The sequence below is a fragment of the Polaromonas sp. YR568 genome (genome assembly GCF_943371715.1).
In the GTDB taxonomy this organism is placed as follows: Bacteria; Pseudomonadota; Gammaproteobacteria; order Burkholderiales; family Burkholderiaceae_C; genus Polaromonas.
This window is the reverse complement of sequence record NZ_CALRVW010000009.1, coordinates 1-26,562: the sequence shown is the minus strand read 5'-3', so window position 1 is coordinate 26,562 and position 26,562 is coordinate 1. Positions and strand designations below refer to the sequence as shown.

At 65.4% G+C, this 26,562-nt stretch carries 15 protein-coding genes and 1 tRNA gene; 7 read left to right on the top strand and 9 right to left on the bottom strand.

The annotated features are described in order from the left end of the window. The first annotated feature begins 17 nt into the window (after nt 1-17). Complete coding sequence (locus AAG813_RS08655; RefSeq protein WP_341913923.1) at nt 18-677, top strand: prepilin-type N-terminal cleavage/methylation domain-containing protein; 660 nt, start codon at nt 18-20, stop codon at nt 675-677. A 240-nt stretch (nt 678-917) separates the two neighbouring features. Next, nucleotides 918-3,578, top strand: coding sequence for an ABC transporter substrate-binding protein (locus tag AAG813_RS08650; protein WP_341913921.1), 2,661 nt, complete (start codon nt 918-920; stop codon nt 3,576-3,578). A gap of 35 nt (nt 3,579-3,613) precedes the next feature. Here the strand turns inward: AAG813_RS08650 and AAG813_RS08645 are convergent. From AAG813_RS08645 to AAG813_RS08635, 3 genes are all read right to left on the bottom strand, one after another. Next, nucleotides 3,614-3,687, bottom strand: a tRNA-Gly gene (locus AAG813_RS08645). Between the two features lie 54 nt (nt 3,688-3,741). Next, nucleotides 3,742-4,182, bottom strand: a complete 441-nt coding sequence (locus tag AAG813_RS08640) for a DsrE family protein (protein ID WP_341913919.1) — start codon at nt 4,180-4,182, stop codon at nt 3,742-3,744. Continuing rightward, entirely contained in the window at nt 4,179-5,657 is a 1,479-nt protein-coding gene (locus tag AAG813_RS08635) for an NAD-dependent succinate-semialdehyde dehydrogenase (protein WP_341913917.1), read from the bottom strand. The genes AAG813_RS08640 and AAG813_RS08635 overlap by 4 nt, the downstream gene beginning before the upstream one ends. Before the next feature lie 209 nt (nt 5,658-5,866). Between AAG813_RS08635 and alaS the strand changes: the two genes are divergently transcribed. Then, nucleotides 5,867-8,491: an alanine--tRNA ligase gene (gene alaS, locus AAG813_RS08630; RefSeq protein ID WP_341913916.1), complete on the top strand. Its 2,625-nt coding sequence runs from the start codon at nt 5,867-5,869 to the stop codon at nt 8,489-8,491. A 75-nt stretch (nt 8,492-8,566) separates the two neighbouring features. On the opposite strand, the gene AAG813_RS08625 is transcribed toward alaS, so the two are convergent. The 4 genes from AAG813_RS08625 to AAG813_RS08610 all read right to left on the bottom strand — a co-directional run bounded on the left by AAG813_RS08625 (nt 8,567) and on the right by AAG813_RS08610 (nt 16,692). After that, nucleotides 8,567-9,037 carry a RidA family protein gene (locus AAG813_RS08625; RefSeq protein WP_341913914.1) on the bottom strand — a complete coding sequence of 157 codons (471 nt, stop codon included), beginning with the start codon at nt 9,035-9,037 and terminating at the stop codon, nt 8,567-8,569. Between the two features lie 145 nt (nt 9,038-9,182). Further along, nucleotides 9,183-10,127, bottom strand: a complete 945-nt coding sequence (locus tag AAG813_RS08620) for a transglutaminase family protein (protein ID WP_341913911.1) — start codon at nt 10,125-10,127, stop codon at nt 9,183-9,185. Nucleotides 10,128-10,157: 30 nt separating this feature from the next. Next, nucleotides 10,158-12,956 carry a circularly permuted type 2 ATP-grasp protein gene (locus AAG813_RS08615; RefSeq protein WP_341913910.1) on the bottom strand — a complete coding sequence of 933 codons (2,799 nt, stop codon included), beginning with the start codon at nt 12,954-12,956 and terminating at the stop codon, nt 10,158-10,160. Nucleotides 12,957-13,086: 130 nt separating this feature from the next. Next, complete coding sequence (locus tag AAG813_RS08610) at nt 13,087-16,692, bottom strand: transglutaminase family protein (protein WP_341913908.1); 3,606 nt, start codon at nt 16,690-16,692, stop codon at nt 13,087-13,089. A gap of 226 nt (nt 16,693-16,918) precedes the next feature. On the opposite strand from AAG813_RS08610, the gene AAG813_RS08605 reads away from it, so the two are divergent. The 4 genes from AAG813_RS08605 (at nt 16,919) to AAG813_RS08590 (ending at nt 23,024) form a co-directional block, all read left to right on the top strand. After that, nucleotides 16,919-19,456: a DNA internalization-related competence protein ComEC/Rec2 gene (locus tag AAG813_RS08605; protein WP_341913906.1), complete on the top strand. Its 2,538-nt coding sequence runs from the start codon at nt 16,919-16,921 to the stop codon at nt 19,454-19,456. A gap of 100 nt (nt 19,457-19,556) precedes the next feature. After that, nucleotides 19,557-21,086: a circularly permuted type 2 ATP-grasp protein gene (locus AAG813_RS08600; protein ID WP_341913904.1), complete on the top strand. Its 1,530-nt coding sequence runs from the start codon at nt 19,557-19,559 to the stop codon at nt 21,084-21,086. Next, complete coding sequence (locus AAG813_RS08595) at nt 21,086-22,045, top strand: alpha-E domain-containing protein (RefSeq protein WP_341913902.1); 960 nt, start codon at nt 21,086-21,088, stop codon at nt 22,043-22,045. Before AAG813_RS08600 ends, AAG813_RS08595 begins: the two co-directional genes overlap by 1 nt. Before the next feature lie 157 nt (nt 22,046-22,202). Further along, nucleotides 22,203-23,024 carry a transglutaminase family protein gene (locus AAG813_RS08590; RefSeq protein WP_341913900.1) on the top strand — a complete coding sequence of 274 codons (822 nt, stop codon included), beginning with the start codon at nt 22,203-22,205 and terminating at the stop codon, nt 23,022-23,024. Between the two features lie 25 nt (nt 23,025-23,049). Here AAG813_RS08590 and mltB read toward each other — a convergent pair whose 3' ends face one another. Together mltB and AAG813_RS08580 are read right to left on the bottom strand one after the other, a co-directional pair. After that, a complete protein-coding gene (mltB, locus tag AAG813_RS08585) occupies nt 23,050-24,168 on the bottom strand; it encodes a lytic murein transglycosylase B (RefSeq protein WP_341913897.1) in 1,119 nt (372 codons plus the stop codon). 96 nt (nt 24,169-24,264) lie between these two features. Then, a complete protein-coding gene (locus tag AAG813_RS08580) occupies nt 24,265-26,274 on the bottom strand; it encodes a DUF3488 and transglutaminase-like domain-containing protein (protein WP_341913896.1) in 2,010 nt (669 codons plus the stop codon). Nucleotides 26,275-26,562 lie beyond the last annotated feature (288 nt).

The following is a 26,562-nucleotide window of genomic DNA, read 5'->3' as shown; positions in this document are numbered from 1 at the left end:
TAATTTGGAGTTGATGAATGAAAACATTCAAGAAACAAGCCGGTTTCACATTGGTGGAAATCGCAATCGTGCTGGTGATTGTGGGTTTGCTGTTGGCAGGCGTGCTCAAAGGTCAGGAACTGATTGAGAGCAGCCGGGCGAAGAATCTGGGTAAGGACATGGACGCCATTGCGGCGGGCATGATCAGCTACACCGACCGGTTCAAGAGAATACCGGGTGATGATGGCCCTCTCGCTACGCTGACGGCTCGCGGGGGCAACTGGGCAACTGTCACGGCCTTTGGCAACAACGACGGCATTCTCACGATTCTCCAAGCCAATACGTTTACAGCCGTGGGCGAAGGCGTGGCTTTCTTCCAGCATTTGAAGGCAGCAGGCTTCATTACCGGGAATCCTGCTGACGCTGGTATTGCCGCTTTGCCTCGTAGCGCCTACAACGGCCTGATCAGCGTCGGTCCCGGCGTGACCGGCATGACTGGAAGCTCTGTGTGCGCATCCCAGGTTCCCGGGAAAGCAGCCCGCGCGCTGGATACGATGCTGGACGACGGAGTTACGGATGGTGGTTCGTTCCGAGCGACTTTGGGTGTGGTCGGTGCAAATACCGCGCCGGGCGCAGCGGTATTGGCTGCAAACGGGTACATCGACACCAACATCTACACAATCTGCAAGACGATGTAATCCGCCTTTTCTGGTAAAACAAAAACGGGCCTCGAGCCCGTTTTTTTTGGTTGAAACAGCTTGCCAATCGAAGGCAGTCGTGCGCTTTCCGCTATCAAAAACGGAGCTTGATCTGGGTCATCGAAAGTAGTACTTTCCCTCAAGAACAAGGTAAGCGCGTGCTAGACTGAATTCACAATGTTTCGCTCGCGCCGCTCGCCAAAGTCTTTGCCGAATCCGGTGAGTCGGGCGGTGGCGGGGTTGACCCTTTTTACGGTGATTGCCCTCTGGCTCGCTTGCACCAGTCCGGTGCATGCCGCCCCCGACACCCAACCACCCGAACGCGTCACCCTGCAGCTCAAGTGGCTGCACCAGTTCCAGTTTGCCGGTTATTACGCCGCGCTGGCCAAGGGCTTTTACCGCGATGAAGGTCTGGACGTCACGATTCGCGAGGGCGGTGCAGACCGGCCGGTGATTGCCACGGTTCTCAAGGGGGATGCGCATTACGGCATCGGGGATTCGGACCTGCTGATCGACCGCATCAACGGGCAGCCGCTGGTGGCGCTGGCGGCGATATTCCAGCATTCGCCTTACATCCTCATGAGCCGGGCCGACCGCCAGATCCGCGCGCCCAGCGACCTGGTGGGCGCCAAGGTCATGCTTTCTGACGGGCAGGGCAGCATCCAGCTTCGCGCCGTGCTCAAGCGCGAGGGCATCGACCCCCAGCGCGTCAACATTCTTCCTCAGTCCTGGAAGCTCGATGACCTGATCGAGGGTCGGGTGGATGCTGTGTCCGCCTATTCGACGGTGGAACCCGCCATGCTCCGCGCCCGCGGCGTGGTGCCCGCGACCATGCGCAGCCTGGACTATGGCGTTGATTTTTATGGTGACATCCTCTTTACGACCGAGGCCCAGACAGAGCGTGCGCCGGAGCGCACCGCCGCCTTTCTGCGCGCCACCCGCAAGGGCTGGGAATATGCCTTCACCCACGAACAGGAAATCGCCGACCTGATCGTCGGCATGCAGGGTGTGCGCCAGCGCGGACTGACCCGCGAGGCCCTGCTGGGCGAGGCGATGCAGATGCGGCCCCTGGTGCTGCCCGATCTGGTGGAGATCGGGCACCTGAACCCCGGGCGACTGGAATCGATTGCGCGGACGCTGGCGAGCCTGGGCATGGTCAAGGCGGACTACTCCCTGGCGGGGCTGATGTTCGAACCGCGCACGGGCCTGCCGCCTTCCCTGGTGCGGTGGCTGGCCGGCGCGCTTTTTGGCGTCGTCGCGCTGATGGCCCTGGTGCTTCTCTGGAATCTGCAGATGCGCCGCAGTGTGCGCGAGCGCACCTGGCAGCTGCAGGCCGAGGTGTTGCGGCGGACCGAGGCGCAGCAGCAACTCAAGGTCAGCCAGGACATGGTTCAGCTGATGTTTGGCACCGCCGCAACAGGCATCGTGATGAACACGCCTGACGGACGCTTCCTGATGGCCAACCCGGCCTACTACGCCATCGTGGGCTACACCGAGGCCGAGTTGCAGGCCATGGACACGCGGGAGTTGACCCATCCTGAAGACCGGACCCGCTACGCCGCGCAGAGGGACCGGATGCTGGCTGGTGAGCTGGAAAGCTTCTCGGAAGAAAAGCGCTACCTGAAAAAGAATGGATCCGCCGTGTGGGTTCATTCCACAGTGTCCATGGTGCGGTCCGCGTCAGGGGAGGCCACACACATCATCTCGGTGACCGAAGACATCACCGAGCGCCGGGCGATCCAGGACAAGCTGCGCCAGAGCGAAGCCTTGCTCAGGATTGCAGGGCGCACCGCGCGGATAGGCGGCTGGATGCTGGATTTGCCGGCGGATCATGTGGTCTGGTCCGACGAGGTCTGCAATATCCACGAGGTGCCGCCCGGAACCCATCCCTCCCTGCAGCAAGCCCTGGAGTTTTACGGGTCGCCCGGATGGCGGGCGAAGATAGAAGCAGTCATGGAAGCCTGCATCGACAGCGGAACGCCCTTTGATGAAGAAATGGAAATCATTGTTGGCAGCGGACGCCGGGTCTGGGTCAGGGTCATTGGCGAAGTGGTGCGTGATGACAGCGGCAAGGTCATCCGGCTCCATGGCTCGACCCAGGACATCACCGAGCGCAAGCAGGCCCAGGAAAGCATCCTGCGCCTCAATGCAGAACTGGAGGAGCGGGTGAGGCAGCGCACCTCGCAGCTCGAGGCGGTGAACCGCGAGCTCGAAGCGTTTTCCTATTCCGTCTCACACGACCTGCGTTCCCCGCTCAACACCATTGATGGTTTCAGTCAGCTGATGGAGCGCATGGCATCGGAGAAGGTGGGCGAAAAGGGCAAACACTACCTTAGCCGTATCCGTGCCGGCACCCGTCAGATGGGCGAGCTGATCGAAGGACTGCTTTTGCTCGCCAAGCTGTCGCGGGACCCGCTGCGCGCCGGGACGGTGGATCTGGCAAAGATCGCCACGCAAGTGTTTCAGTCGTGTCGCGAGCGGGAGCCGGAACGCGAGGTGGAGATCCACATCCAGGAGAAGCTGCTGGCGCGCGGTGATCCTCTGCTACTGTCGGTGGTGATCCAGAACCTGCTGGGCAACGCGTGGAAGTTCACGTCCCTGCAGCCGTTGGCACGCATCGATGTGGGCTGCGAAACCGGGGAAGACGGCGAAGCCCGCTATTTCGTCAGGGACAACGGCGCCGGCTTCGACATGGCCTATGTCGACAAGTTGTTCGGCACCTTCCAGCGGCTGCATTCCTCCACGGACTACGCCGGTACCGGCATCGGGCTGGCCACCGTCAAGCGCGTCATCGACCGGCATGGCGGCCGCGTCTGGGCCGAGGCTTCCGAAGGGCAGGGGGCTACGTTTTATTTCACCCTGGGCGCGGTGGTGGTGGACAGTCCGGCCGTCGCCGTGTGAGAGGTACCGCGGCCGGAAGCCGGGGCGGGAAGATGTGGAGCGGGTGATGGGAATCGAACCCACGCTATTTGCTTGGGAAGCAAAAGTTCTACCATTGAACTACACCCGCCTTCAGGCTGAAAAGCTCAGCTGATTATAAAAGTGAACTGCCGGCAAAAAACGCTCAGGGACGCAAATAAGCCCAGCCTTCACCCTGCTTCTTCATGATCTCGGTCACGCCGGCTGGCACGTAGCTGATGCCGGACTGCATGTCGTCCCTGCCCAGTTTTGCGCCGCGCATGGTGTTTTCACAGGCCACCACGCGCACATTGGCTTTCAGGGCTTCGGCAACACGCGCGCCCACGGGCGACTCCAGCTTCAGCATGCCTATGCCCGGACCGTAGGCGACCAGGGTGATGTCCACGTTGGCCGCGCCCACGTCGTCCTGCACGTTTTTGGCATTGTTCAGCGCCAGGTTCCATTTGGCCGGATCGTTGTCACTGACCTGGATCACGAGTTTGTGACGTTTTTGGCCTGAAGCCCCCGTCCCCTGGGCGCCGGCAGCTACTAAAAATGTAGCGCCTGCGACGGCGACGCCGGCATGGATAAAAAGTCGGCGGTTCATTTGAGGATGTCTCCCAGGCAAAGATATTTCATTTCCAGGTACTCTTCCATGCCGTGGCTGGAGCCTTCGCGGCCCAGGCCCGACTGCTTGACGCCGCCGAAAGGCACGTGTTCGATGGCAATCACGCCGGCATTGATGCCGACCATGCCGTATTCGAGCGCTTCGGCCACGCGGTAGATGCGGCCGATGTCGCGGCTGTAGAAGTAGCTGGCCAGGCCGAACTCGGTGTTGTTGGCCGCGTCAATCGCCTCCTGCTCATGCTTGAAGCGGAACACCGGCGCAAACGGGCCGAAGGTTTCCTCTTTGGCGCACAGCATGTCGCCGGTGGCTTCGGAAATGACGGTAGGTTCGAAGAACTGGCCTGTGAGTTTGTTGCCGCCGGCCAGCAGCTTGCCGCCCTTGGCGATTGCGTCGTCCACATGGCGCTGCACTTTCTCCACGGCGGAATCCTCGATCAGCGGGCCCTGCACCACGCCGTCCTCGAAGCCGTTACCGACCTTGAGCAGCTTGACCTTGGCGGCGAATTTCTCGACGAACTGGTCATACACGCCGTCCTGCACATAAATGCGGTTGGCGCAAACGCAGGTCTGGCCGGCGTTGCGGTATTTGCTGGCCATGGCGCCTTCCACGGCCGAGTCCACATCGGCATCGTCGAACACGATGAAGGGCGCGTTACCGCCCAGCTCCAGCGCCAGCTTCTTGATCGAGGGTGCGCTTTGCGCCATCAGGATGCGGCCGACCTCGGTGGAGCCGGTGAAGCTGATATGGCGCACGGTGTCGCTGGCGCAAAAGACCTTGCCGGCGGCGATGGAGTTGTCGCTGTCGGCGGTCAGCACGTTCAGTACCCCGGCGGGAACGCCGGCACGCATCGCCAGCTCGGCCGCGGCCAGGGCCGTCAGCGGTGTCAATTCAGCGGGCTTGATCACCACCGGGCAGCCGGCGGCCAGGGCTGGCGCGACCTTGCGGGTGATCATGGCCAGCGGGAAGTTCCACGGCGTGATCGCCGCACAGACACCGATGGGTTGCTTCAAGACCATCAGGCGGCGGTTGTTGTCGAACTGAGGCAGGGTTTCGCCGTTGACCCGTTTGGCCTCTTCGGCAAACCACTCGACAAAACTCGCGCCATAGGCCACTTCACCCTTGGCCTCTAGAAAAGGTTTGCCCTGCTCGGCGGTCATGATGCGGCCCAGGTCCTCGACATTGGCCATCAGGAGCTGGTACCACTTGAGCAGGATCGCGTGGCGCTCCTTGCCGGTCTTGCTGCGCCAGGCGGGCCAGGCCGCGTTGGCGGCGGCAATCGCGGCTTCCGCCTCCTTGGCGCCCAGGTTGGCCACGTCGGCGAGTTTGAGGCCGGTGGCGGGGTCGTTCACATCAAAACGGGCCGTGCCCTTGACCCATTGGCCGTTGATCAGGGCGTCGGTCTTGAGCAGGCTGGGGTCTTTGAGCAGCGAAATCGGGGAGGTTTTCATGTCCATGGAAGTCTCTTTCGAAAGCGGCCGCCGGCAGCGGCGCAGTGGCAACAGCCCACAAGCATAGCGCCTCGGACGGCTTTACGCAGGGCGGCCGGGCGCCGGGTCCGCGAAACTTATAATTCAAGGCTCAGGCAAACCCAGCATCCCGGTGCGGTCGGCCGCTCCGGGGCCCTCGCCCGGCCGGCGCCGGCGTCACCAGCAACTACCAAAACATGAGCACACCCACATTCACCGTCGCCGACATCCGCAAGACCTTTCTGGACTTTTTCGCGTCCAAGGGCCACACCGTGGTGCCGTCGAGCTCGCTGGTGCCGGGCAACGACCCGACCCTGATGTTCACCAACTCGGGCATGGTGCAGTTCAAGGACGTGTTCCTCGGCACCGACAAACGCTCCTATGTGCGTGCGGCCTCGGTGCAGGCCTGCCTGCGCGCCGGCGGCAAGCACAACGACCTCGAAAACGTCGGCTACACCGCACGCCACCACACCTTCTTCGAAATGCTGGGCAACTGGAGCTTTGGCGACTACTTCAAGCGTGAATCGCTGAAATGGGCCTGGGAACTGCTGACCGAGGTCTACAAGCTGCCGGCCGACAAACTCTGGGCCACGGTCTACATCGACGACGACGAGGCCTACGACATCTGGACAAAAGAAATCGGCCTGCCGCCCGAGCGCGTGGTGCGCATCGGCGACAACAAGGGCGCCAAATACGCCAGCGACAACTTCTGGATGATGGCCGACACCGGCCCCTGCGGTCCCTGCAGCGAAATTTTCTTCGACCACGGCCCCGAGATCGCCGGCGGCCCACCCGGCTCGCCCGAGCAGGACGGCGACCGCTACATCGAGATCTGGAACAACGTGTTCATGCAGTTCGACATGCAGCCCGACGGGTCGGTCAAGCCGCTGCCGGCGCCCTGCGTGGACACCGGCATGGGGCTGGAGCGCCTGGCCGCCATCCTGCAGCATGTGCACAGCAACTACGAAATCGACATCTTTGACGCGCTGATCAAGGCGGCCTCGCGCGAAACCGGCGAGAAGGACCTGGGCAACAAGTCCCTGTTTGTCATCGCCGACCACATCCGCGCCACCGCCTTCCTGGTCAGCGACGGCGTCAACCCGTCCAACGAAGGTCGCGGTTATGTGCAGCGCCGCATCATCCGCCGCGCGATCCGCCACGGCTACAAGCTGGGCAAGAAAACGCCGTTTTTCCACAAGCTGGTGGCCGACCTGGTCAAGCTGATGGGCGAGGCTTATCCCAAGCTCCGGAGCGACGAGGCGCGCATCACTGCCGTGCTGAAGGCCGAGGAAGAGCGTTTCTTTGAAACGCTGGAAATCGGCATGACGATTCTGGACACTGCCCTGGCCGGTGGCGCGAAAGTGCTGCCCGGCGACGTGGCCTTCAAGCTGCACGACACCTACGGTTTTCCGCTGGACCTGTCGGCCGATGTCTGCCGCGAGCGCGGTGTCGAGGTCGACGAAGCCGGCTTCACCGCCGCCATGGACAAACAGAAAAACCAGGCACGCGCTGCCGGCAAGTTCAAGATGGACCGCGCGCTCGACTACACCGGCGAAGGCAATGTGTTCACCGGCTACGAAGCCCTGGAAGCCAGCGGAAAAATTGTGGCCCTGTACGCCGACGGCCTGCCGGTGGCAGCGCTCAAGACCGGCCAGCAGGGCGTGGTGGTGCTGGACAACACCCCGTTTTATGCCGAAAGCGGCGGCCAGGTGGGCGACCAGGGCGAACTGATCAGCGGCTCGGCGCATTTTGCAGTCGGTGACACCCAGAAGATCAAGGCCGATGTGTACGGCCACCACGGCAGCGTGGCGCAGGGCACGCTCAACGTGGGTGACCATGTGTCGGCGCGCGTCAACCTCGCCATGCGTGCCGCCACCGTGCGCAACCACAGCGCCACTCACCTGATGCACAAGGCCTTGCGCGAAGTGCTGGGCGACCATGTGCAGCAGAAAGGCTCGCTGGTCGATGCCGAGAAAACCCGCTTCGACTTTGCCCACAACGCGCCGGTGACCGACGAACAGATCCGCGAGATTGAAGCGCGCGTCAACGCCGAGATCCTGGCCAACGTCGCCACCGACGCCAGCGTGATGGACATGGAAGCCGCGCAGAAGACAGGCGCCATGATGCTGTTTGGCGAGAAGTACGGCGACAAGGTGCGAGTGCTGAGCATTGGTTCGAGCAAGGAGCTGTGCGGCGGCACTCACGTGGCGCGCACCGGCGACATCGGGTTCTTCACCATCACCGCCGAGGGCGGCGTGGCGGCCGGTGTTCGGCGCATCGAGGCTGTCACCGGCCTGGCGGCGCTTAACTATGTGCAGGCCATGGAAGCCACGCTCGGCGGCGTGGCGGGAACGCTCAAGGTCACACCGCATGAAGTGCCGGCGCGTGTCAGCAGCCTGCTCGAGCAGATGCGCGATCTGGAAAAAGAAATCACGGCCATCAAGGGCAAGCTGGCTTCGGCGCAAGGCGATGAGCTGATGGCGCAGGCCGTCGATGTCAAGGGCCTGAAGGTGCTGGCCGCGAAGCTCGAAGGCGCCGACGCCAAAACCCTGCGCGACACCATGGACAAACTCAAGGACAAGCTGAAAACCGCGGTCATCGTGCTGGCCGCGGTCGATGGCGACAAGGTGCAGATCGCGGCCGGTGTGACCGCCGACAGCGTGGGCAAGGTCAAGGCTGGCGAACTCGTCAATTTCGTGGCCCAGCAGGTCGGTGGCAAGGGCGGTGGCAAGGCCGACATGGCCATGGCCGGCGGCACCGATGCGTCAAAACTGCCGGCGGCGCTGGCCTCGGTGCAGGGCTGGGTGGCCGAGCGCGCCTGAGGCGGCGGGCCGGGCGGCTCTTGGCGCAATAAAAAAGGACGGCCATGCCGTCCTTTTTTCATGGCATCGAGGTTCTCAGGCCACTTCGGCGATCAGCTCGATCTCGACGCAGGCGCCCATGGGGATTTGCGCGACACCAAAAGCGCTGCGGGCATGGCTTCCGACAGGGCCGAACACCTCGCCCAGCAGTTCGCTGGCGCCGTTGGTCACCAGGTGCTGCTCGGTGAAGTCGCCGGTCGAGTTGACCAGGCTCATCAGCTTGACGATGCGTGTGATCTTGCCGAGGTCACCGACGGCCGCCTGCAGCGTGCCCATCAGGTCGATCGCAATCGCGCGGGCCGCGGCCTTGCCTTCCTCCGTGCCCATGGTCTTGCCGAGCTGGCCAACCCAGGCTTTGCCTTCTTGTTTGGCAATGTGGCCTGAGAGGAAAACCAGTTTCCCGGTCTGCACAAAAGGCACATAGGCCGCTGCCGGCGTGGAGACCGGTGGCAGGGTGATGCCCAGGGCTTTGAGCTTGTCGTAAATGGGGCCGGTGGCTTGGGTCATGAAACGCTCCTGAAAGGGGTGGTTTGAAAAATATGAACGAAAAAGGCGCCAGGCCCTTATACGACGGGCGCAAGCAGCTATGAAAAAGATAGCTTCTCCGGAGGAGGGCCAGCAATTTTAGTCCCGGTGCTGCCGTCTGGTGGCATCACTCGGATTCGGGCAGCTTGGTGATGGGTGTCATCGTCACGGCCACGTCCAGCACGTGGCGCGCGCCGCCGCGTATCACGCCTCGCATCGGCGAGACGTCCAGGAAATCGCGGCCAATGGCCAGGGTGACATAGTCCTCGCCCGGTGCGCGGTTGTTGGTGGGGTCGAAGTCCAGCCAGACGCCCGGGCTTTGGCCTTCTGCCAGCGCCAGGCCGCCGGCCTCGCTTTCCACGGGGCAGTACACCGAGGCCCAGGCATGGGAGGCATCGCTGCCGATCAGACGCGGCTGGCCCGGCGGCGGGTTGGTCAGCAGGTACCCACTGACATAACGCGCCGGCACGCCCATGGCGCGGCAGCAGGCGACCATGATGTGGGCAAAGTCCTGGCACACGCCCTTGCCCAGTTGCAGCGCCTCCAGCGCCGGCGTGCCCACCTCGGTGCTTTCGCTGTCGTAGGCCATGTCGGTGTGGATGCGCTCCATCAGGTCCTGCGCCGCCTCGGGCAAGGGACGTCCGGGCGTGAAGCTGGGCCGGGCGAACTCCGCAAACGCCTCGTCGCGCGGGATGTAGGGTGAGGCGAACAGGAATTCGCAGGCGCTGTCATAGGCTGCGCCGGCGTGGTAGCGGAACTGCTCGCGCACCTGCTCCCAGGGCAGGCCGGCTGGCGCGTCGCCCGGCGTTGCGGCAAGCGCCAGGGTGGAGACGATGCTGTCGGCGACCACCGTCAGCTTGTCGTGCGGCGTGTGCAGCGAGAAATAGGTGCGCGTGTTGCCGTACACATCGGTCAGCTCCTGCAGCCGTGCCGGTTGCGGGCTGATCGTCAGCCGGTGGCGCAGCAGCTGCTGGCCAGGATGGCTGGCCGGCTTGAGGTGCAGCACATGGTGGGCGCTTTCGACGGTGGGGCTGTACGCATAACGCGTCTCATGGACAAGGTGAAGCAGCATGGCGGGAGAAAAAAGGAAAGCCGGCGCCGTTCAGGCGCCCAGGCTGTGTTCGTCCGGGGCCACGTGGCTGAAGTAACGCCGGCTCAGCGTGTCCGAGAGCTCGAAGGCGGCGCTGCAGCACAGCTCGAGCTGCGCCAGCAGGCCCGCGTACGGTTCGCTGCCCTGCGCGCCGGGAGCGGGGGAGCACAGGTCGTCCAGCCGCCAACTGCCCGGGTCGGGCAGGGTGGGCGTCAGGTCAGGCACCGGCTGCGGTGCACCCACGGTGTTTTCCGCCAAGCGCGCCAGGCGGCCGCGCAGCGTCTGGGTGACCCAGCCGAGCGAGCGCGGGTTGTCGCGGTCCAGCACCAGCAGGTCCAGCAGCGCCGGCACATCGCGCTGCTGCTGGTACTGGGCATGGAAGGTAATGGTGCTGTCGAACAGCGCGAGGATGGCGCCGAAGCCGCCTTCGTCGAACACGGCGCCGGTTTCAAAGCCGAGGATCAGCGAGGACGCCAGTGTGTTGAGCCGTTCGATGTGGCGCCCCGTGCTGAGCAGGCGCCAGCCGTCGTCGCGGCTCATGCGGTCGGTCTGCGCGCCGGTCATGGCGGCCAGGAAGCCGCTGGCCGACTCCAGCGCCGCCAGCGCTTCCACCGAGGAGTATTCGACCGCTTGCGACGCGGGGTGTTCGGATCCGCTGAAGGCTTTGCAGCGTGAGAAAAAATCGGCCTCGGCGCGCATGATCACGTGCCACTGTTCCTGCGACAGCCGCTCACGCACCGCCGAGGCCGCGCCCTTGAGCGCGCGCAGGTTGTAGCCGACGCTGGCGGCGTCTTCGGTGTCGGCCAGGCTGGCAATCAGCGAGCGTTCAAACACGCGGCGCGACTGCGTCGCAGGCGGCACCGAGTCCATCACCAGGCCGTTTTTCATGGTCAGCTCGGACAGCCAGGCCAGCAGAGGTTGCGAGGACTGGTCTTCACCGTTGAGGGACTGCAGCGTCAGCTGGGCCATGCGGATCGCGTTTTCGGTGCGCTCGGTGTAGCGGCCCAGCCAGAACAGGTTTTCGGCGGCGCGGCTGGTGACCGGCGGTTTGTGCCGTGCCGGGCTTGCCGCCCGGGGCTGGGCGCCCGGTTCCGCCGTCAGACCCGCCGCCGACGGCGCGCCGTCGGCAGGGGGGGGCGTGGCGGCGCCGGTGCTCGTCTTGCGCGGTGGTGCAGAGTCGGCCAGCGCCCACACATCGGCGCTGCTGCCGCCTTGCTGCATGGAGGCGATCTTGTCATTGGGACCGGCCAGCCGCGCGAGCCCGCCGGGCAGGACCTGCCAGGAGCCCGCGCCGTCGGCCACCGCAAACACGCGCAGCATGGTCGAGCGGGGGGCAATCCGCTGCCCCTGCCAGGTGGGCGTCTGGGACAGCGGCAGGTAGGCCTGCACGGTGTAGTCTTCGCTGCGCCGGACCAGGCGGCCGGCCCATTCATCGAGTTCGCGGCGCGACAGCGTCTGCGCAATCACCGATTCAATGCCCGACTCTGGATAGGTGCCCTTGATGACACATTCCTTCAGACGCGGCAGCACCGCCTGCAGCGCGGCCTGCTCGCCGCACCACCATGTGGCCAGCGAGGGCAGGGCCAGCGGCTCGTCGAGCAGGTGGCGCGACAGGGCCGGCAGAAAGCCCAGCAGCGCGCTGGATTCGAGAAAGGCCGAGCCTGGCGCATTGGCCACCAGCACGTTGCCGGCGCGTATCGCCTGCAGCAAACCCGGCACGCCGAGCGTGGAGTCCGACCGCAGTTCCAGCGGGTCGAGAAACTCGTCGTCCAGGCGCTTGAGCAGGCCATGCACGGGTTCCAGGCCCTGCAGCGTCTTGAGGTAAAGCTTGTCGTCGCGCACCAGCAGGTCGCTGCCTTCCACCAGGGTCAGGCCGAGGTAACGCGCGAGGTAGGCGTGTTCGAAATAGGTCTCGTTGTAGGGGCCGGGGGTCAACAGCACGATGCGGCTTTCCTCGCCGCGTGCGCGCGCCGGGCTGGCCGCCTTCATGCCGTCGACCAGCGCCTTGTAGGAAGCGGCCAGGCGCTGCACCTTCAGTTCGCGGAAGGCCTCGGGAAACAGCCGCGAGATCGCCAGCCGGTTTTCCAGCAGGTAACCCAGGCCCGAAGGCGCCTGGGTGCGTTGTGACACCACCCACCAGCGCCCGTCGGGGCCGCGTGCCAGGTCGAAGGCGGCAATGTGCAGAAAGGTGCCGCCGGCCGGCTGCACGCCGTGCATGGCGCGCAGGTAGCCGGGGTGGCCCTGCACCAGCGCCGCCGGCAGCAGGCCCAGCGCCAGCAGTTGCTGCGGGCCGTACACGTCGGCCATGATGCGCTCCAGCAGCCGGGCGCGCTGCTGCACACCGGCGGCGATCTGCGCCCAGTCCTGCGCCGACAGGATCAGCGGAAACAGGTCCAGCGACCAGGGTCGCTGCGGGCCGTTGGCGTCGGCGTAGACGTTGTAGGTCACGCCGTTGTCGCGGATCTGGCGCTGCAGGTTGGCGGTGCGGTGGTTCAGGTCGTCAAAACCGTCGCCCCCGAGAAAGTTGAAAAAGCGGCTCCAGTCGGGCGCCAGGCTGGCCGCCGGGGCAGCGGTGGTGCCGGCGCCGGGTGCTGGCGCGGGCGCCACGGCGGTACCCGCCAGCTGCAGCATTTGCTGGGTCTGGCCGTGGCTCTGGCCCTGCATCTGACTGGCCACGGGCGCGGCCTTGTCCAGGGTTCGACCGTGGAGCTCGTCAAAGTGACCGGCGGAAGCCGGCAGCGCCAGGGCCAGCGCCAGATCGCCAGGCGCTTCCAGCGCGGCGGCTGCAAAAAGAGAGGGGTTGTTATCCACGGTGGCCCAAGTATGCCTTTATGCTTACCTTGCAGGCCGTTCAGGCAGCATCGGGACGCGGTTCAGCGCACGATCACACGGTAAGGGACCGCTGTTGTTGTTGCCGCAAGACAGACGCGGGTGGTAAGCGTCAGCGCAGATCCAGCGTGAACGGAAATTCCCGGCTCGGCTGTGCCGGCTGAACGCGCATCTTGCCGGGGCTGTGGCCCATCTGGAAAAAGCGGTTCAGGCGCCGGCTTTCGGCTTCGTAGGAGTTGACCGGCAGCGTGTCGTAGCTCAGGCCACCCGGATGCGCCACATGGTACTGGCAACCGCCCAGGGAACGTTCCATCCAGGTGTCCACGATGTCAAAGGTCAGCGGCGCATGCACGCCGATTGACGGGTGCAGGGCCGAGGGCGGGTTCCAGGCCTTGTAACGCACGCCGGCCACGTATTCACCGACGGTGCCGGTGCTTTGCAGCGGCAGCGCGCGGCCGTTGGCGGTGATCACGTAGCGGTTGTCGTTCAGGCCCGTCACATGCACCTCGACACGTTCCAGCGAGGAGTCCACGTAACGCACGGTGCCGCCGGACGAGCCTTCTTCGCCCATCACGTGCCAGGGCTCCAGCGCGCTGCGCAAGGTCAGCTCGATGCTGTTGGCTTTCACCTGGCCGATCATCGGGAAGCGGAACTCGAAGTGGGGGTCAAACCAAGACATGTCAAAGGCGTAGCCGGCTTCGTTGAGTTCGGTCAGCACGTCGGCAAAATCCATACGCACAAAACCCGGCAGCAGAAAGCGGTCGTGCAGTTCGGTGCCCCAGCGCGTCATACGGCCGTGGTAAGGCTTGTTCCAGAAACGCGCGACCAGCGCGCGCAGCAGCAGCTGCTGCACGATGCTCATGCGTGCATGCGGTGGCATCTCGAAAGCGCGCAACTCCAGCAGGCCGAGGCGGCCGGTGGCCGAGTCGGGCGAGTACATCTTGTCGATGCAGAACTCGCTGCGGTGCGTGTTGCCGGTGACGTCCACCAGGATGTTGCGCAGCGTGCGGTCCACGATCCACGGCGGCATATCCTCGCCGTATTTCTCGCGGTTGGCAGCGATCTCGCGCAGCGCGATCTCCAGTTCATACAGCTGGTCGTTGCGCGCTTCATCAACACGCGGCGCCTGGCTGGTCGGGCCGATGAACATGCCCGAGAACAGGTAGCTCAGCGACGGGTGGTTGTGCCAGTAGGCGATCAGGCTGCCCAGCATTTCCGGCTTGCGCAGGAAGGGGCTGTCCGGTGGCGTGGCGCCGCCGAGAACGAAGTGGTTGCCGCCGCCGGTGCCGGTGTGGCGGCCGTCGGTCATGAACTTCTCGGCCGACAGGCGCGTTTCGTGCGCGATCTTGTAGAGGAACTCGGTGTGCTCGACCAGCTCGTTCCAGTTGTAGGCAGGGTGGATGTTGACCTCGATGACGCCGGGGTCGGGCGTGACCTGCAGCATCTTCAGGCGCGGATCACGCGGGGGTGGGTAACCTTCGAGCACGATCTGCAGGCCCAGCGCTTGCGCGCTCGCTTCGACGGCCGCCAGCAGGTCCAGGTAGTCTTCGAGGCGCTCCAGCGGCGGCATGAAGATGTAGAGCGCGCCGGTTTCGGCCTTCGCGCCTTTTTCTTTCGGTGCTGCCTTGGCTGCCTTTGGCTTGTCCTGGGGGCCGTTGGCGCGTGTCGGGTCGCGCACTTCCACACACAGCGCGGTGCGTGTCAGCCAGGCGGCGGACTCGCCGGGTTTGGGCATGCGGGCGTTGTCATCCACGGCCGCAGGGGCCGGCTTGGCTGCCGTGGGGGGCGTTTTCACGCTTTGGACGAAGCGCGCATCCGTGCTGAACGTGGCCGGCCTGAACTGCAGCAGGCGGCTGGCTTCGTTGCGCGGGCCGCTGCCCGTCATGTAACGCGCCATGTACTGCGCCAGCATGGTCGCGCTGTTATGGCCGGTGACGGGTGCGGCCGCTGCAGGTGCGGGACTGGGTGCGGCTTGTCCGGTGGCCGCGTTGTAACGCGCGGCCAAAGCGGCGGTCGAGGGCAGTTCGTCCCGTGGTGCAAACGGGTCGGCCTCGGTCATGTAGGGGAAGTCGGTTTCCGAGACCCAGGGCACCGAGTCCAGCGGCAGGCGGTAACCCATGGGGGAGTCGCCGGGCATCAAATACATGCGTTCGTCGCGGAAGAACCAGGGGCCGGTGGACCACTGGGGCCCTTTGCCTTTTGCGTCTTCATCACGCACCTTGAGCGGCAGCACATACCCGACCACCGCATCGAGACCCTGCGAGAACACGCGGCGCAGGCGGGCGCGCTCCATTGCATCGTCGAGCTTGGTGTCGAAGGGGTCCACATTGACCGGCAGGCGGCGCTCGCGCCACAGGTAGTACCAGGTGTCTTCGTAACCCGGCGTGATGTGTTGGGCGGACAGGCCCAGCTTGCCGGCCAGCGTCTCGGTGAAACGGCGTGCATCGTCACTGGTGTAGCTGCAGGGCTGGCGTTCGTCGGTGAACAGCGCCGGGTTCTGCCAGACCGGCTGGCCGTCCTTGCGCCAGAAAATGCTCAGCGCCCAGCGGGGCAACTGCTCGCCCGGGTACCACTTGCCCTGGCCAAAGTGCAGGAAACCGCCGTTGCCGTATTCGGCACGCAGCTTCTGCACGAGTTCGGTCGCGTAGCCGCGTTTGGTCGGGCCCAGCGCGTCGATGTTCCATTCGGCGGCGTCGCGGTCCTGGGTGGCAACAAAGGTCGGCTCGCCGCCCATGGTCAGGCGCACGTCGCCGGCGACCAGGTCCTGATCCACCTGGTGACCGAGTTTGAGTACATCGGCCCACAAGGCGTCGGTGTAGGGCTGGGTCACGCGCGGCGATTCGAAGATGCGCTGCACACCCATGTGGTGGGCAAACTCCACTTCGCTTTCGTCCACACCGCCTTCAATCGGCGCCGCGCTCGAAGGTTCGGGCGTGCAGGCCAGCGGGATGTGGCCTTCGCCGGCCATCAGGCCGGAGGTCGGGTCCAGGCCGACCCAGCCGGCGCCGGGCAGAAACACCTCGCACCAGGCATGCAGGTCGGTGAAGTCGGCCTCGGCGCCGCTGGGGCCGTCGAGCGACTTGACGTCGGCCTTGAGCTGGATCAGGTAACCCGAGACAAAACGTGCGGCCAGCCCGAGGTGGCGAAACAGCTGCACCATCAGCCAGCCGGTGTCGCGGCAGGAACCCACGGCCAGCTGCAGGGTTTCTTCCGGCGTTTGCACGCCGGGTTCCATGCGGATGGCGTACTTGATGTCGTGCTGCAGCTTCTGGTTCAGCCCGACCAGGAAGTCGATGGTGCGTTTGGGCGTGCGGTCGATGGCTGCCAGATAACTCTTGAGCAGCGGTGTGGCCGGCTCGGTGGCGAGGTAGGGCGCCAGTTCGTGCGCCTGTTCCTTGCTGTACTTGAAGGGGAACTCCTCGGCTTCAGGCTCGAGGAAGAAGTCAAACGGGTTGAACACCGCCATCTCGACGACCAGATCCACCGTGACCTTGAACTCGCGCGTCGGCTCGGGAAACACCAGCCGCGCCTGGTAGTTGGCAAACGGGTCCTGCTGCCAGTTGATGAAATGGCCCTTGGGCTCGACCGTCAGCGAATACGACAGCACCTTGGTGCGGCTGTGCGGCGCCGGCCGCAGCCTGACCACCTGCGGGCCGAGGCGAACCAGCCGGTCGTACTGGTAGTGGGTGATGTGACTGAGGGCTACATGGATGGACAAGGCAATCTCGCTTTTCGAATATTTCAGGAGCTGTGTTGGCACTATGCCGCAGAAACAGCATGCTTTCGGCGACTGGCCCCCTGAATAACGGTTTTAATGCGGTCCATGCAAGCAAGAGCTGCGCCAAAGGCCGACATGGCTGTCAGCGCAGCGCCTGAGTTCTCCGTTAAGCACGGGATCGGAAACCGCAGGGCAGAACAAACAAGGGGGGCGTTTGGTGAAAGTGATGTCAGCCGCGACGCCTCCCGGGGCCAGGCTGCTGGGCGCGGTCCTGCTCGGCTTTGTGGCGGGCGCCGCCCTGCAGTTGCAGCAGCGTGGGCTGTGGGAGGCCGGAGGGTATGCGGGCATCGCCATCGGTGCCGCCGTGCTGGCCGGCCTAGTGGTGCTCACCACGTCCCCGGCGACAGCGGCCTGGTCCGCGCGTTGCCTGGCGGCGCTGCTGCTGGCGCTGGCGGCCGGGTTTGCCTTGACCGGCCTGCGCGCGGTTGCCTTCCAGGTCGGCGCACTGGCACCGGCGCTGGAAGGCAGGGACATCGAGGTCACCGGCCGGGTGCTGGCGATGCCCCAGCGCGGCGACGATGGCCTGCGTTTCCGGTTTGCGGTGCAGAGCGCCCGGCTGGACGGGCAGCCGGTGGTGTTGCCGGCGCAGGTCTACCTCGGCTGGTATGCGGGTTTTGGCAGCCGGGAACCCGCCGACGCTGAAAGCCTGGATGCCCCCGCGGCGCTGCTTGCGTTGCAACGCCAGCCGCAGAACCTGCGTGCCGGTGAAACCTGGCGCATGACGGTGCGACTGAAGGCGCCGCATGGCAACAGCAACCCGCACGGCTTCGACTACGAACTCTGGCTCTGGGAGCAGGGCCTGCAGGCCACCGGGTATGTGCGCGCCGGGCCGCGCGATGCGCCGCCGCAGCTGCTGGCCGACGGCTGGCGCCACCCGGTCGAGCGGGCGCGGCAGTGGATGCGTGAGGCGGTGTATGCGCGCGTGAGCGATCGCCAGCTGGCCGGTGTGGTGGCGGCCCTGCTGGTCGGTGACCAGAACGCCATCGAACGCGCCGACTGGGATGTGTTCCGCGCCACCGGCGTCGCGCATTTGATGAGCATTTCCGGATTGCACATCACCATGTTTGCCTGGCTGGCCGCGCTGGCCGTCGGTTGGCTCTGGCGGCGCTCGGCACGCTGGAGCCCGGCCCTGTGTCTGGCTTTGCCTGCGGCCAGCGCTGCCGCCTGGGGCGGCCTGCTGCTGGCCGCGGCGTACGCGCTGTTTTCCGGTTGGGGTGTACCGGCGCAACGCACGGTCTGGATGCTGGCGGCCGTGGTGCTGCTGCACCAGAGCGGCAAACGCTGGCCCTGGCCGCAGGTGTGGTTGCTGGCCATGGCGGTCGTGGTGGCGCTGGATCCCTGGGCCTTGCTGCAGGCCGGCTTCTGGCTGTCGTTTGTGGCGGTGGGTGTCCTGTTTGCTACGGATTCAGGAGCTGATCGCGCTTATGCAGTAAGGGCTGGAGGCCAAAATGGCTCTCAAACTTCGCGCTGGACGGCCCTGCTGCCCGCCTCGCTGGGCGCGGCGGTCAGCGCGGTGCTTCGGTCCGTCCGCGAGCAATGGATCGTCACCCTGGCGCTCACGCCGCTGTCGCTGTTGCTGTTCAACCAGGTCTCGCTGGTCGGCCTGCTCGCCAACGGCGTGGCAATTCCCTGGGTGACCCTGCTGGTCACGCCCCTGAGCATGCTGGGGGTGCTCTGGGCGCCGTTCTGGGACCTGGCGGCCGGCGCAGTGGCGGCGCTGATGCTGTTTCTGCAGTGGCTGGCGCGCTGGCCGCTGGCCAGCATCAGCGTGGCGGCTGCGCCGCTGTGGTGTGCGGTGGCCGGTGTGGCTGGCGGTTTGCTGCTGGCCATGCGCCTGCCTTGGCACTGGCGGGCGCTGGGGGTGCCGCTGCTGCTGCCGGTGCTGCTTTGGCAGCCGCTGCGGCCGCCGGCCGGCGAGTTCGAGCTCATCGCCGCCGACGTGGGGCAGGGCAATGCACTGGTCGTTCGCACGGCTGGCCACACGTTGGTCTATGACAGCGGGCCGCGCTTTTCGCGTGAGAGCGACGCCGGGCACCGGGTGCTGGTGCCGCTGCTGCGCGCCCTGGGGGAACGTGTGGACACGTTGATGCTGAGCCACCGCGACAGCGACCACATTGGCGGCGCGCCGGCCGTGCTGGCGATGCAGCCGCAGGCGGCCCTGCTCAGTTCCATCGAAGACGGCCACGAGTTGCAGGCGCTGCGCCCGGCCACCCGCTGCGTGGCGGGCCAGCGTTGGCAATGGGATGGCGTCGACTTCGAGGTCCTGCATCCGGCCGCCGGCGACTATGCAATGCCGGCCCGCTCCAACGCCATGAGCTGCGTGCTGCGCCTGTCCAACGGCCGGCGCAGCGCCTTGCTGGCCGGCGACATCGAGCTGGCGCAGGAGCTGCGGCTGGTGGCGGCCGGCGCGACGCTGCGGGCCGACTTGTTGCTGGTGCCGCACCACGGCAGCAAGACCTCGTCCAGCGCGGCGTTTCTGGATGCCGTGCAGCCCACGCTGGCGTTCGCGCAGGCCGGCTACCGCAACCGTTTTGGCCATCCGGCGCCACTGGTACTGGCGCGCTACAGCGAGCGCGGGATTGTGGTGGTCAGCTCGCCGGTCTGCGGCGCCGCGAGCTGGGCCAGCCAACTCCCGTCCGAGGTCCGCTGCCAGCGGCAGGCGGCGCTGCGTTACTGGCAGCACCGGATGGACGCGCCGCGCTAGAAATCCACACAAATAGTGATTGGCCTACGAACGACTGGCGCATTACTTGCTAAGCTAGCTGCATAACGATCCATTCGTAAAACTGCTGGAGACCCTGCCGATGAGCCGCCCCATGTTTGATGAGATGAATGCCACGGCGTCCAGCGTCCGTGAGCACTACCAGGCCTACCAGCGCTGGCTGGCCCGGCAGCCCGAAGCGACCATGCAGGCCAGGCGCGCCGAAGCCGAAATGATTTTCCGCCGCGTCGGCATCACCTTTGCCGTGTATGGCGACAAGGACGACGGCAACCCCGACAACGGCGGCACCGAACGGCTGATTCCGTTTGACCTGATCCCGCGCATCATCCCCGCGCACGAGTGGGCCAGCATGGAAAAAGGGCTGATCCAGCGTGTCACCGCGCTGAACCGCTTCATCCACGATGTCTACCATGACCAGGAAATCATCAAGGCCGGCGTGATCCCGTCCGAGCAGATTTTCCAGAACGCGCAGTTCCGCCCGGAAATGATGGGCGTCGAGGTGCCGGGCAACATCTACTCGCACATCAGCGGCATCGACATCGTGCGGGCCCCCAACGCGCAGGGCGAGGGCGAGTACTACGTGCTGGAAGACAACCTGCGGGTGCCCAGCGGTGTGAGCTACATGCTGGAAGACCGCAAGATGATGATGCGGCTGTTCCCCGACCTGTTCAGCGAGAACCGCGTGGCGCCCGTGGCGCACTACCCTGACCTGCTGCTGGAGACCCTGCGCGACAACTCGCCGGCACACCGCGCCGAGCCGACGGTGGTGGTGCTGACGCCCGGCATGTACAACTCGGCCTATTTCGAACATGCCTTCCTCGCGCAGCAGATGGGTGTCGAGCTGGTCGAGGGACAGGACCTGTTCGTCAAGGACAACTTCGTGTACATGCGCACCACGCGCGGCCCGAAACGTGTCGACGTGATTTACCGCCGCGTCGATGATGACTTCCTCGACCCGCTGGCCTTCCGGCCGACCTCGACCCTCGGTTGCGCCGGCCTGCTCAATGTCTACCGCAGCGGCAATGTCGCGCTGTGCAACGCCATCGGCACCGGTGTGGCCGACGACAAGTCCATTTACCCCTACGTGCCCAAGATGATCGAGTTCTACCTCGGTGAAAAACCCATCCTGAAAAACGTGCCCACTTACATGTGCCGCAACGCGGACGACCTCCAGTACACGCTGGCCAACATGAAAGACCTGGTCATCAAGGAAGTGCACGGCGCCGGCGGCTACGGCATGCTGGTCGGCCCGGCAGCGACGCAGGCCGAGATCGAGGATTTCCGCAAGGCCGTGCTGGCCAACCCGGCCGGCTACATCGCCCAGCCGACGCTGAGCCTGTCGACCTGCCCGACCTATGTCGACAGCGGCATCGCGCCGCGCCACATCGACCTGCGGCCGTTTGTGCTGAGCGGAAAAACCGTGCAGATGGTGCCGGGCGGCCTGACCCGCGTGGCGCTGAAAGAAGGTTCGCTGGTGGTCAACTCCTCGCAGGGCGGTGGCACCAAGGACACCTGGGTACTCGAAGACGGCGACAGCAGTGCGCCCTCCCAGTCGCAATCGCAATCGCAGTCCGGGCATTCACAAAGCCAGTCGCAGGGAGGAAGCAAATAATGTTGTCACGCACCGCCGATCACCTCTTCTGGATGTCCCGCTACACAGAGCGCGCCGAAAACACCGCACGCATGCTGGATGTGAACTACCAGACCTCGCTGCTGCCGCAATCGACCGCCGTGGCGCAAGTGGGCTGGCAGGGGCTGCTCAGCATCAGCGAACTCTCGGCCGCTTATGAAGGCAAATACGGCGGCGTGAACGCGCGCGACGTGATGGACTTCATGGTGCGCGACGAGAAAAATTCGTCGAGCATCATCTCCTGCCTGAAAAACGCGCGCGAGAATGCGCGCGCCGTGCGCGGCACGCTGACCACCGAGGTCTGGGAAACGCAGAACCAGACCTACCTCGAGATTTTCCGCATGCTGCGCAATGGCGACTTCGAGCGCGACCCGGGCCAGTTCTTCGAGTGGGTCAAGTTCCGCTCCCACCTGTCGCGCGGCGTCACCGTCGGCACCATGTTGCAGGACGAGGCGCTGTATTTCATGCGGCTGGGGACTTTTCTCGAGCGCGCTGACAACACCGCGCGCCTGGTCGATGTGAAGTTTCACGCGGTGCAAAGCGACTTCTACGGCGCGGCCAGCGTGAAAGACCAGGAATACGACTTCTACCACTGGAGCGCGATTTTGCGCAGCGTCAGCGCCTTCGAGATCTACCGCCGTGTCTACCGCAACGTGATCAAGCCCGAACGCGTGGCAGAGCTGCTGATCCTGCGCGCCGACATGCCGCGCTCGCTGGCCGCCAGCCTGCAGGAGGTGGTGAGCAACCTGGCGAGGGTCACCGACGACCAGACCTGCGAGACCGTGCGCCGCGCCGGCAAGCTCAATGCCGACCTGCAGTACGCGCGCATTGACGAGATCCTGGCCACCGGCCTGCACGCCTACCTGACGCAGTTCCTCGACCGCGTGAACGAACTCGGCGCCCACATCAGCCGCGACTTCCTGGTACCGGCGACGGCGTGAACTGCGATCCTATGCACCCTCTGAAGGTGGGGGTCAAATCCCCTTCAAGCAGGGGCCGCGGAACCGGCTTTGCCGGGCCGCAGGCGCAGCAGCCCCTTTACCAGTGCGAGGGGCAGGGAGCTGCCGCAGGCTCGAATCGAGCGAACGTGGGGGCTCCATGAAGTTACACGTCCGGCACACCACGCGTTACCGCTACACCGAGCCCCTGCGTTATGCATTGCAGACGCTGTGGCTGACGCCGAAGTCCGGCCCCTCGCAAACCGTCCTCTTCTGGACGCTGGGCGCGCCCGGGGTGTTGCACGAGCAGCATGACGGCTGCGGCAACAGCATCCACTCGTACACCTTTGTTGCAGATGCCGCGGCCCATGTGACGGGCAGCCTGGTCAACGCGGCGGGGCAGGTGAACACGCTGGGCGTGGCCGAATTCACCGACGACGCGGCGATGCCGCACCCGGCTTTTTTTCTCAGGCCGACGGCATTGGCCGCGCCGCATCCTTCGCTGGCCGCTTTCGGTCGCCGCTTTGTGCAGCCGTCCAGCCTGCCTGGTGTCACCGATCTGGGCATGCTTTTGGCCCTGAGCCAAGGCGTGGCGGGCGCCGTCAGCTATCAAAAAAATAGCACCAGCGTGACCACCACGGCGCTGCAGGCCTTTGAAGCCGGCGCCGGTGTCTGCCAGGACCAGGCCCATGTGATGGTGGCCATCTGTCGCAGCCTGGGTATTCCGGCGCGGTACGTCAGTGGTTATTTCTATGCCGCCAACGAGCCGGACCTGGCCAGCCACGCCTGGGCCGACATCTGCCTCGACGTGGCGGCCCGGCGTTGGGTCAGCATCGACGTGACGCACAGCTGCGTGATCGATGAGCGCCATGTGCGCCTGGCCGTCGGCACGGACTACAACGCGTGCCCGCCCATCAAGGGCATACGCCATGGCGGCGGGGAGGAAGAGATGCTCGTGGATATCACGATCGAGCCGGTGTGAATCCAGCCTGATCCGCGATGGCGGTTCACCTCACCCGCGCCGCCACTTCCCGTCCCAGCTCAATCACCGCCATCGCGTAATAACTGCTCCAGTTGTAGCGCGTGATGGCATAAAAATTTTCCGTGCCTGCGACGTAACTGGGCGCGCTGCCGCCGTTGTTGGGGTCCCCGTTGAGCAGTTCGATCAGCGCCAGCGGCCCGGTGTGGCTCAGCGCCTGGCCTTCGAGCACGGCGCCCTTGGCGGTGAAGCTGGGCACGCTGAAGGTTGGCAGGATGTCGGGGGCCATCAGCGTGTCCATGTTCAGCGTGGCCGCATCAAACCGGACCGGGTAATGCGTCGGCATGCCGGGCTGCCAGTTAAAGGCCTTGAAATAACTGGCGACCGAACCGATCACGTCGGCGGGGCTGTTCCACAAATCCACCTTGCCGTCGCCGTCGAAGTCCACCGCGTACTTGACCCAGCTGGAGGGCATGAACTGCGGCATGCCCATGGCGCCGGCATAACTGCCGCGCGGCACCAAGGGGTCGCCGCCGAGGCGGTTCTGGTGGCTCAGGAACTGTTCGAGTTCGCCTTTGAAAAATTCGCTGCGTTCGCGGGCCCGCGGATGGGCAGACGGAAAGTCGAAGGCCAGCGTGGTCAGGGCGTCCAGCACGCGGAACTTGCCGGTGTCGCGGCCGTAAATGGTTTCCACGCCGATGATGCCGACGATGATTTCGGCGGGGACGCCGTATTCCGCTTCAGCGCGCGCCAGGCTGGCCTGGTTCTCCTGCCAGAAGGCGGCGCCGGCTGCGATGCGGATGGGGTCAATGAAGCGGCTGCGGTAGACGCGCCAGTTCTTGGTGAAGGTTTTGGCCGGCGGCTGCATCAGCCGCACAACGGTGGGGCTGAAGCGCGCCTGGCCGATGGCGTTGCGTACCCAAGCCACGTCGAGGTCGCGCCGGCTGGCCAGGTCGTCGGCAAAACGCATGGCTTCGGGTCGGCTGGCGTAGGCGCTGTCCTGTTCGGTCGCCTGCTGCACCTTGATCCTCCGGGGTTTGAGGTCTTTTGCGGTGCTGGCGCTTGCTGTGCCTGCGCCGATAGCTATCAAAAGCAGAGCAGCAAAGAGGCGGGGCGAGGCAAGGGGAGATAACGGGCGGGCAATCATGCGGAGGGGGCGGGTCCAGAAAAACGGAAACAATGCGCGGCGGGCTGACAGTATGGCGCCAAGCGCATACCCCGTTGTGTCGAGCGGGAAAAAAAGTCAGGCCGGCCAGCGCAGGCCGGCATATTGTTTCTTGAGTTGGGCCAAGGGGGTGGCGGTGCCGCCGGCGGGCGTGCCGGCATAACGCTGGGCCTCGAGTTGCAGCAGCCAGTCATGCAGCGCCCGGCCCTCGTCGCCATACCGCAGCAAAACCTGACGCGCCAGCTGACGCGGTGAGCTTGCGCCGTGGCTGTCCAGCCCGGCCCTGGCCAGCTGCTTGCGGACACGGCCCAGCAGGCGCAGCCAGGGGTCGTGCTGGCTGCGGTCCCACAGGGTCCAGGCCACACCGGCCAGGCTGACCGCCACGACGATGGCGATCAGCACATAAGCCAGGTCTTCCCAGCTCGGGGATTCAAAACCGATGTCCTTGAGCAGTTGCAGCTGCTTGCCTTGCGTGTAGTTGAGGATCAGCTGGTTCCAGCGGTTGTTGACCGCTTCCCAGGTGGCGCGCAGTTGCGCCGCCAGTGTCGGGCTGAAGGTGCCCAGGGCCTGCCCAACCAGCCCTTGCGGTGCAGCCAGTCGCTGGAAGGCCCCGGTGCGTCCGGGCGCGACGGCCGAGGTCGGGTCTACCCGCACCCAGCCCTGGCCGGCCTGCCAGACTTCGGTCCAGGCGTGGGCGTCGCTCTGGCGCAGCGTCCAGAAGCCATCGACGGCGTTGAGCTCACCGCCCTGGTAGCCGGTGACGATGCGGGCCGGCACGTCCAGGGCGCGCATCAACACCACAAAGGCGGATGCGATGTGTTCGCAAAACCCTTCCTTGCGGTCGAACCAGAATTCGTCGGCGGTGTTGGCACCGTACACGCCGGGCTCCAGCGTGTAGGTGTAGCCGCCGGTGCGCAGGCGGTCCATCACGGCCTGCACCAGCGCCTGCCCACCGGCCTGGGCGTAACGCGGGTCGCGCCGGATCTCGGCGGCCAGCGCCAGCGTGCGCGGGTTGAACCCGGGCGGCAGTTCGACAAACTCCTGCAGGCCCACTTCCTGCCGCTCGGGCCCGTGCCTGAACACCGGGTGGCTCTTCACCTGGTAACGGACCAGGTCGGTGATGGGCCGGTCGGTCAGCCATTGCAGGTCGCTGCTCATGCGGGTCTGGTAGCCCGGCAGGCGGGGGCTTTCAGCCGCGGCCTCCATCACAAACAGCCAGGGCCGGCTGGTCGGCTCCAGCGTGACCTGGTAGGCAATAGGCACGCCCTGCACGCTCAGGTTGTCGGCCAGCTTGTAGCGGGACGGAAACCCCGAGCGGGTCGAGGGCCGCCACTCGCGACCGTCAAAAGCGGAGAGTACCGGCCCGCGAAAGTACAGCTCGCGCTGGGGTGGCGGCCGGCCTTCAAACGCGATCCGCATGGCGATGCTGCTGTCGAGTGCCAGGCTGGCAATGGTGCCGACCTGCATGGTGGCGCTCAGGCCGCTGCGGCCCGTCATGGCATCCGAAGGTACGCCCCACAGCGGCGCCAGGCGCGGGAACAGCACAAACAGCAGCACCATCACCGGCGCACCGAGCAGCGCCATCCAGCCGGCGGTTCTGGCGGCCTGCAGCAGCGGCGGCTTGCCGACGGGCATGTGGGCGTTGACCAGGGCCGTCAGCAGGCCCAGCAGACCCAGCAGCATGCTGAAGGCCGTCAGCAGCGACTGGGAGTAGAAAAAGTTGGTCAGCATCGTGAAGAAGCTCAGGAAAAACACCACAAAGGCGTCGCGCCGGGCACGCAGCTCCAGCGTCTTGAGCGCCAGCAAAATCACGATCAGCGTGACGCCGGCATCCCGGCCCAGCAATGTGCGGTGGGTCGCCAGCGTGGCGGCGATGGAAATGGCCAGCAGACCCAGTAGCCACCATTTGTTCGGCAGCGGTTTATTGCCCAAGGCCAGCCGGCCGCGCCACAGCAGCATGCCGGCCGCCAGCGCGCTGCACCACCAGGGCAGCTCGCTGACTTGCGGCAGCAGCACCCAGGCGATGACCACCAGCAGGAAGAGGGTGTCGCGGCTGTCGCGGGGCAGGGTTTGGAGGCGGGCTAGCATGTGGCTGTCCCGCAGGTCCTTGGGCGAGGCTGCGACCGTTGGCCGGGGGTTGCCCGGCGGCAAGTAACTTTCTTTTGCTTCGCCAAAAGAAAGTCACCAAAGAAAAGGCGACCCGACAGTCTGGGTCCCTCCGCTTCGCTGCGGGCAACCTGCGGTGCTCGGTAAAAGCGGGGTCTCGCTCGAACTCGCCTGCGGCTCAGACAATCGCGAGCCCTGATCCGCTTTTGCCTGCGCTCCTCGGCCCAGCCTAACGGGTGGGGCACACCAAACGGATTCGGGGAGGCGAGG

Bases quoted from the DNA above. Each gene is read 5' to 3' on its own strand.
- alaS (WP_341913916.1), top strand. From the start codon at position 5,867: ATGAGCACACCCACATTCACCGTCGCCGACATCCGCAAGACCTTTCTG.
- AAG813_RS08600 (WP_341913904.1), top strand. From the start codon at position 19,557: ATGAGCCGCCCCATGTTTGATGAGATGAATGCCACGGCGTCCAGCGTC.
- AAG813_RS08595 (WP_341913902.1), top strand. From the start codon at position 21,086: ATGTTGTCACGCACCGCCGATCACCTCTTCTGGATGTCCCGCTACACA.
- AAG813_RS08580 (WP_341913896.1), bottom strand. From the start codon at position 26,274: ATGCTAGCCCGCCTCCAAACCCTGCCCCGCGACAGCCGCGACACCCTC.
- AAG813_RS08635 (WP_341913917.1), bottom strand. From the start codon at position 5,657: ATGGACATGAAAACCTCCCCGATTTCGCTGCTCAAAGACCCCAGCCTG.
- mltB (WP_341913897.1), bottom strand. From the start codon at position 24,168: ATGATTGCCCGCCCGTTATCTCCCCTTGCCTCGCCCCGCCTCTTTGCT.
- AAG813_RS08625 (WP_341913914.1), bottom strand. From the start codon at position 9,037: ATGACCCAAGCCACCGGCCCCATTTACGACAAGCTCAAAGCCCTGGGC.
- AAG813_RS08605 (WP_341913906.1), top strand. From the start codon at position 16,919: ATGTCAGCCGCGACGCCTCCCGGGGCCAGGCTGCTGGGCGCGGTCCTG.
- AAG813_RS08590 (WP_341913900.1), top strand. From the start codon at position 22,203: ATGAAGTTACACGTCCGGCACACCACGCGTTACCGCTACACCGAGCCC.
- AAG813_RS08640 (WP_341913919.1), bottom strand. From the start codon at position 4,182: ATGAACCGCCGACTTTTTATCCATGCCGGCGTCGCCGTCGCAGGCGCT.
- AAG813_RS08655 (WP_341913923.1), top strand. From the start codon at position 18: ATGAAAACATTCAAGAAACAAGCCGGTTTCACATTGGTGGAAATCGCA.
- AAG813_RS08620 (WP_341913911.1), bottom strand. From the start codon at position 10,127: ATGCTGCTTCACCTTGTCCATGAGACGCGTTATGCGTACAGCCCCACC.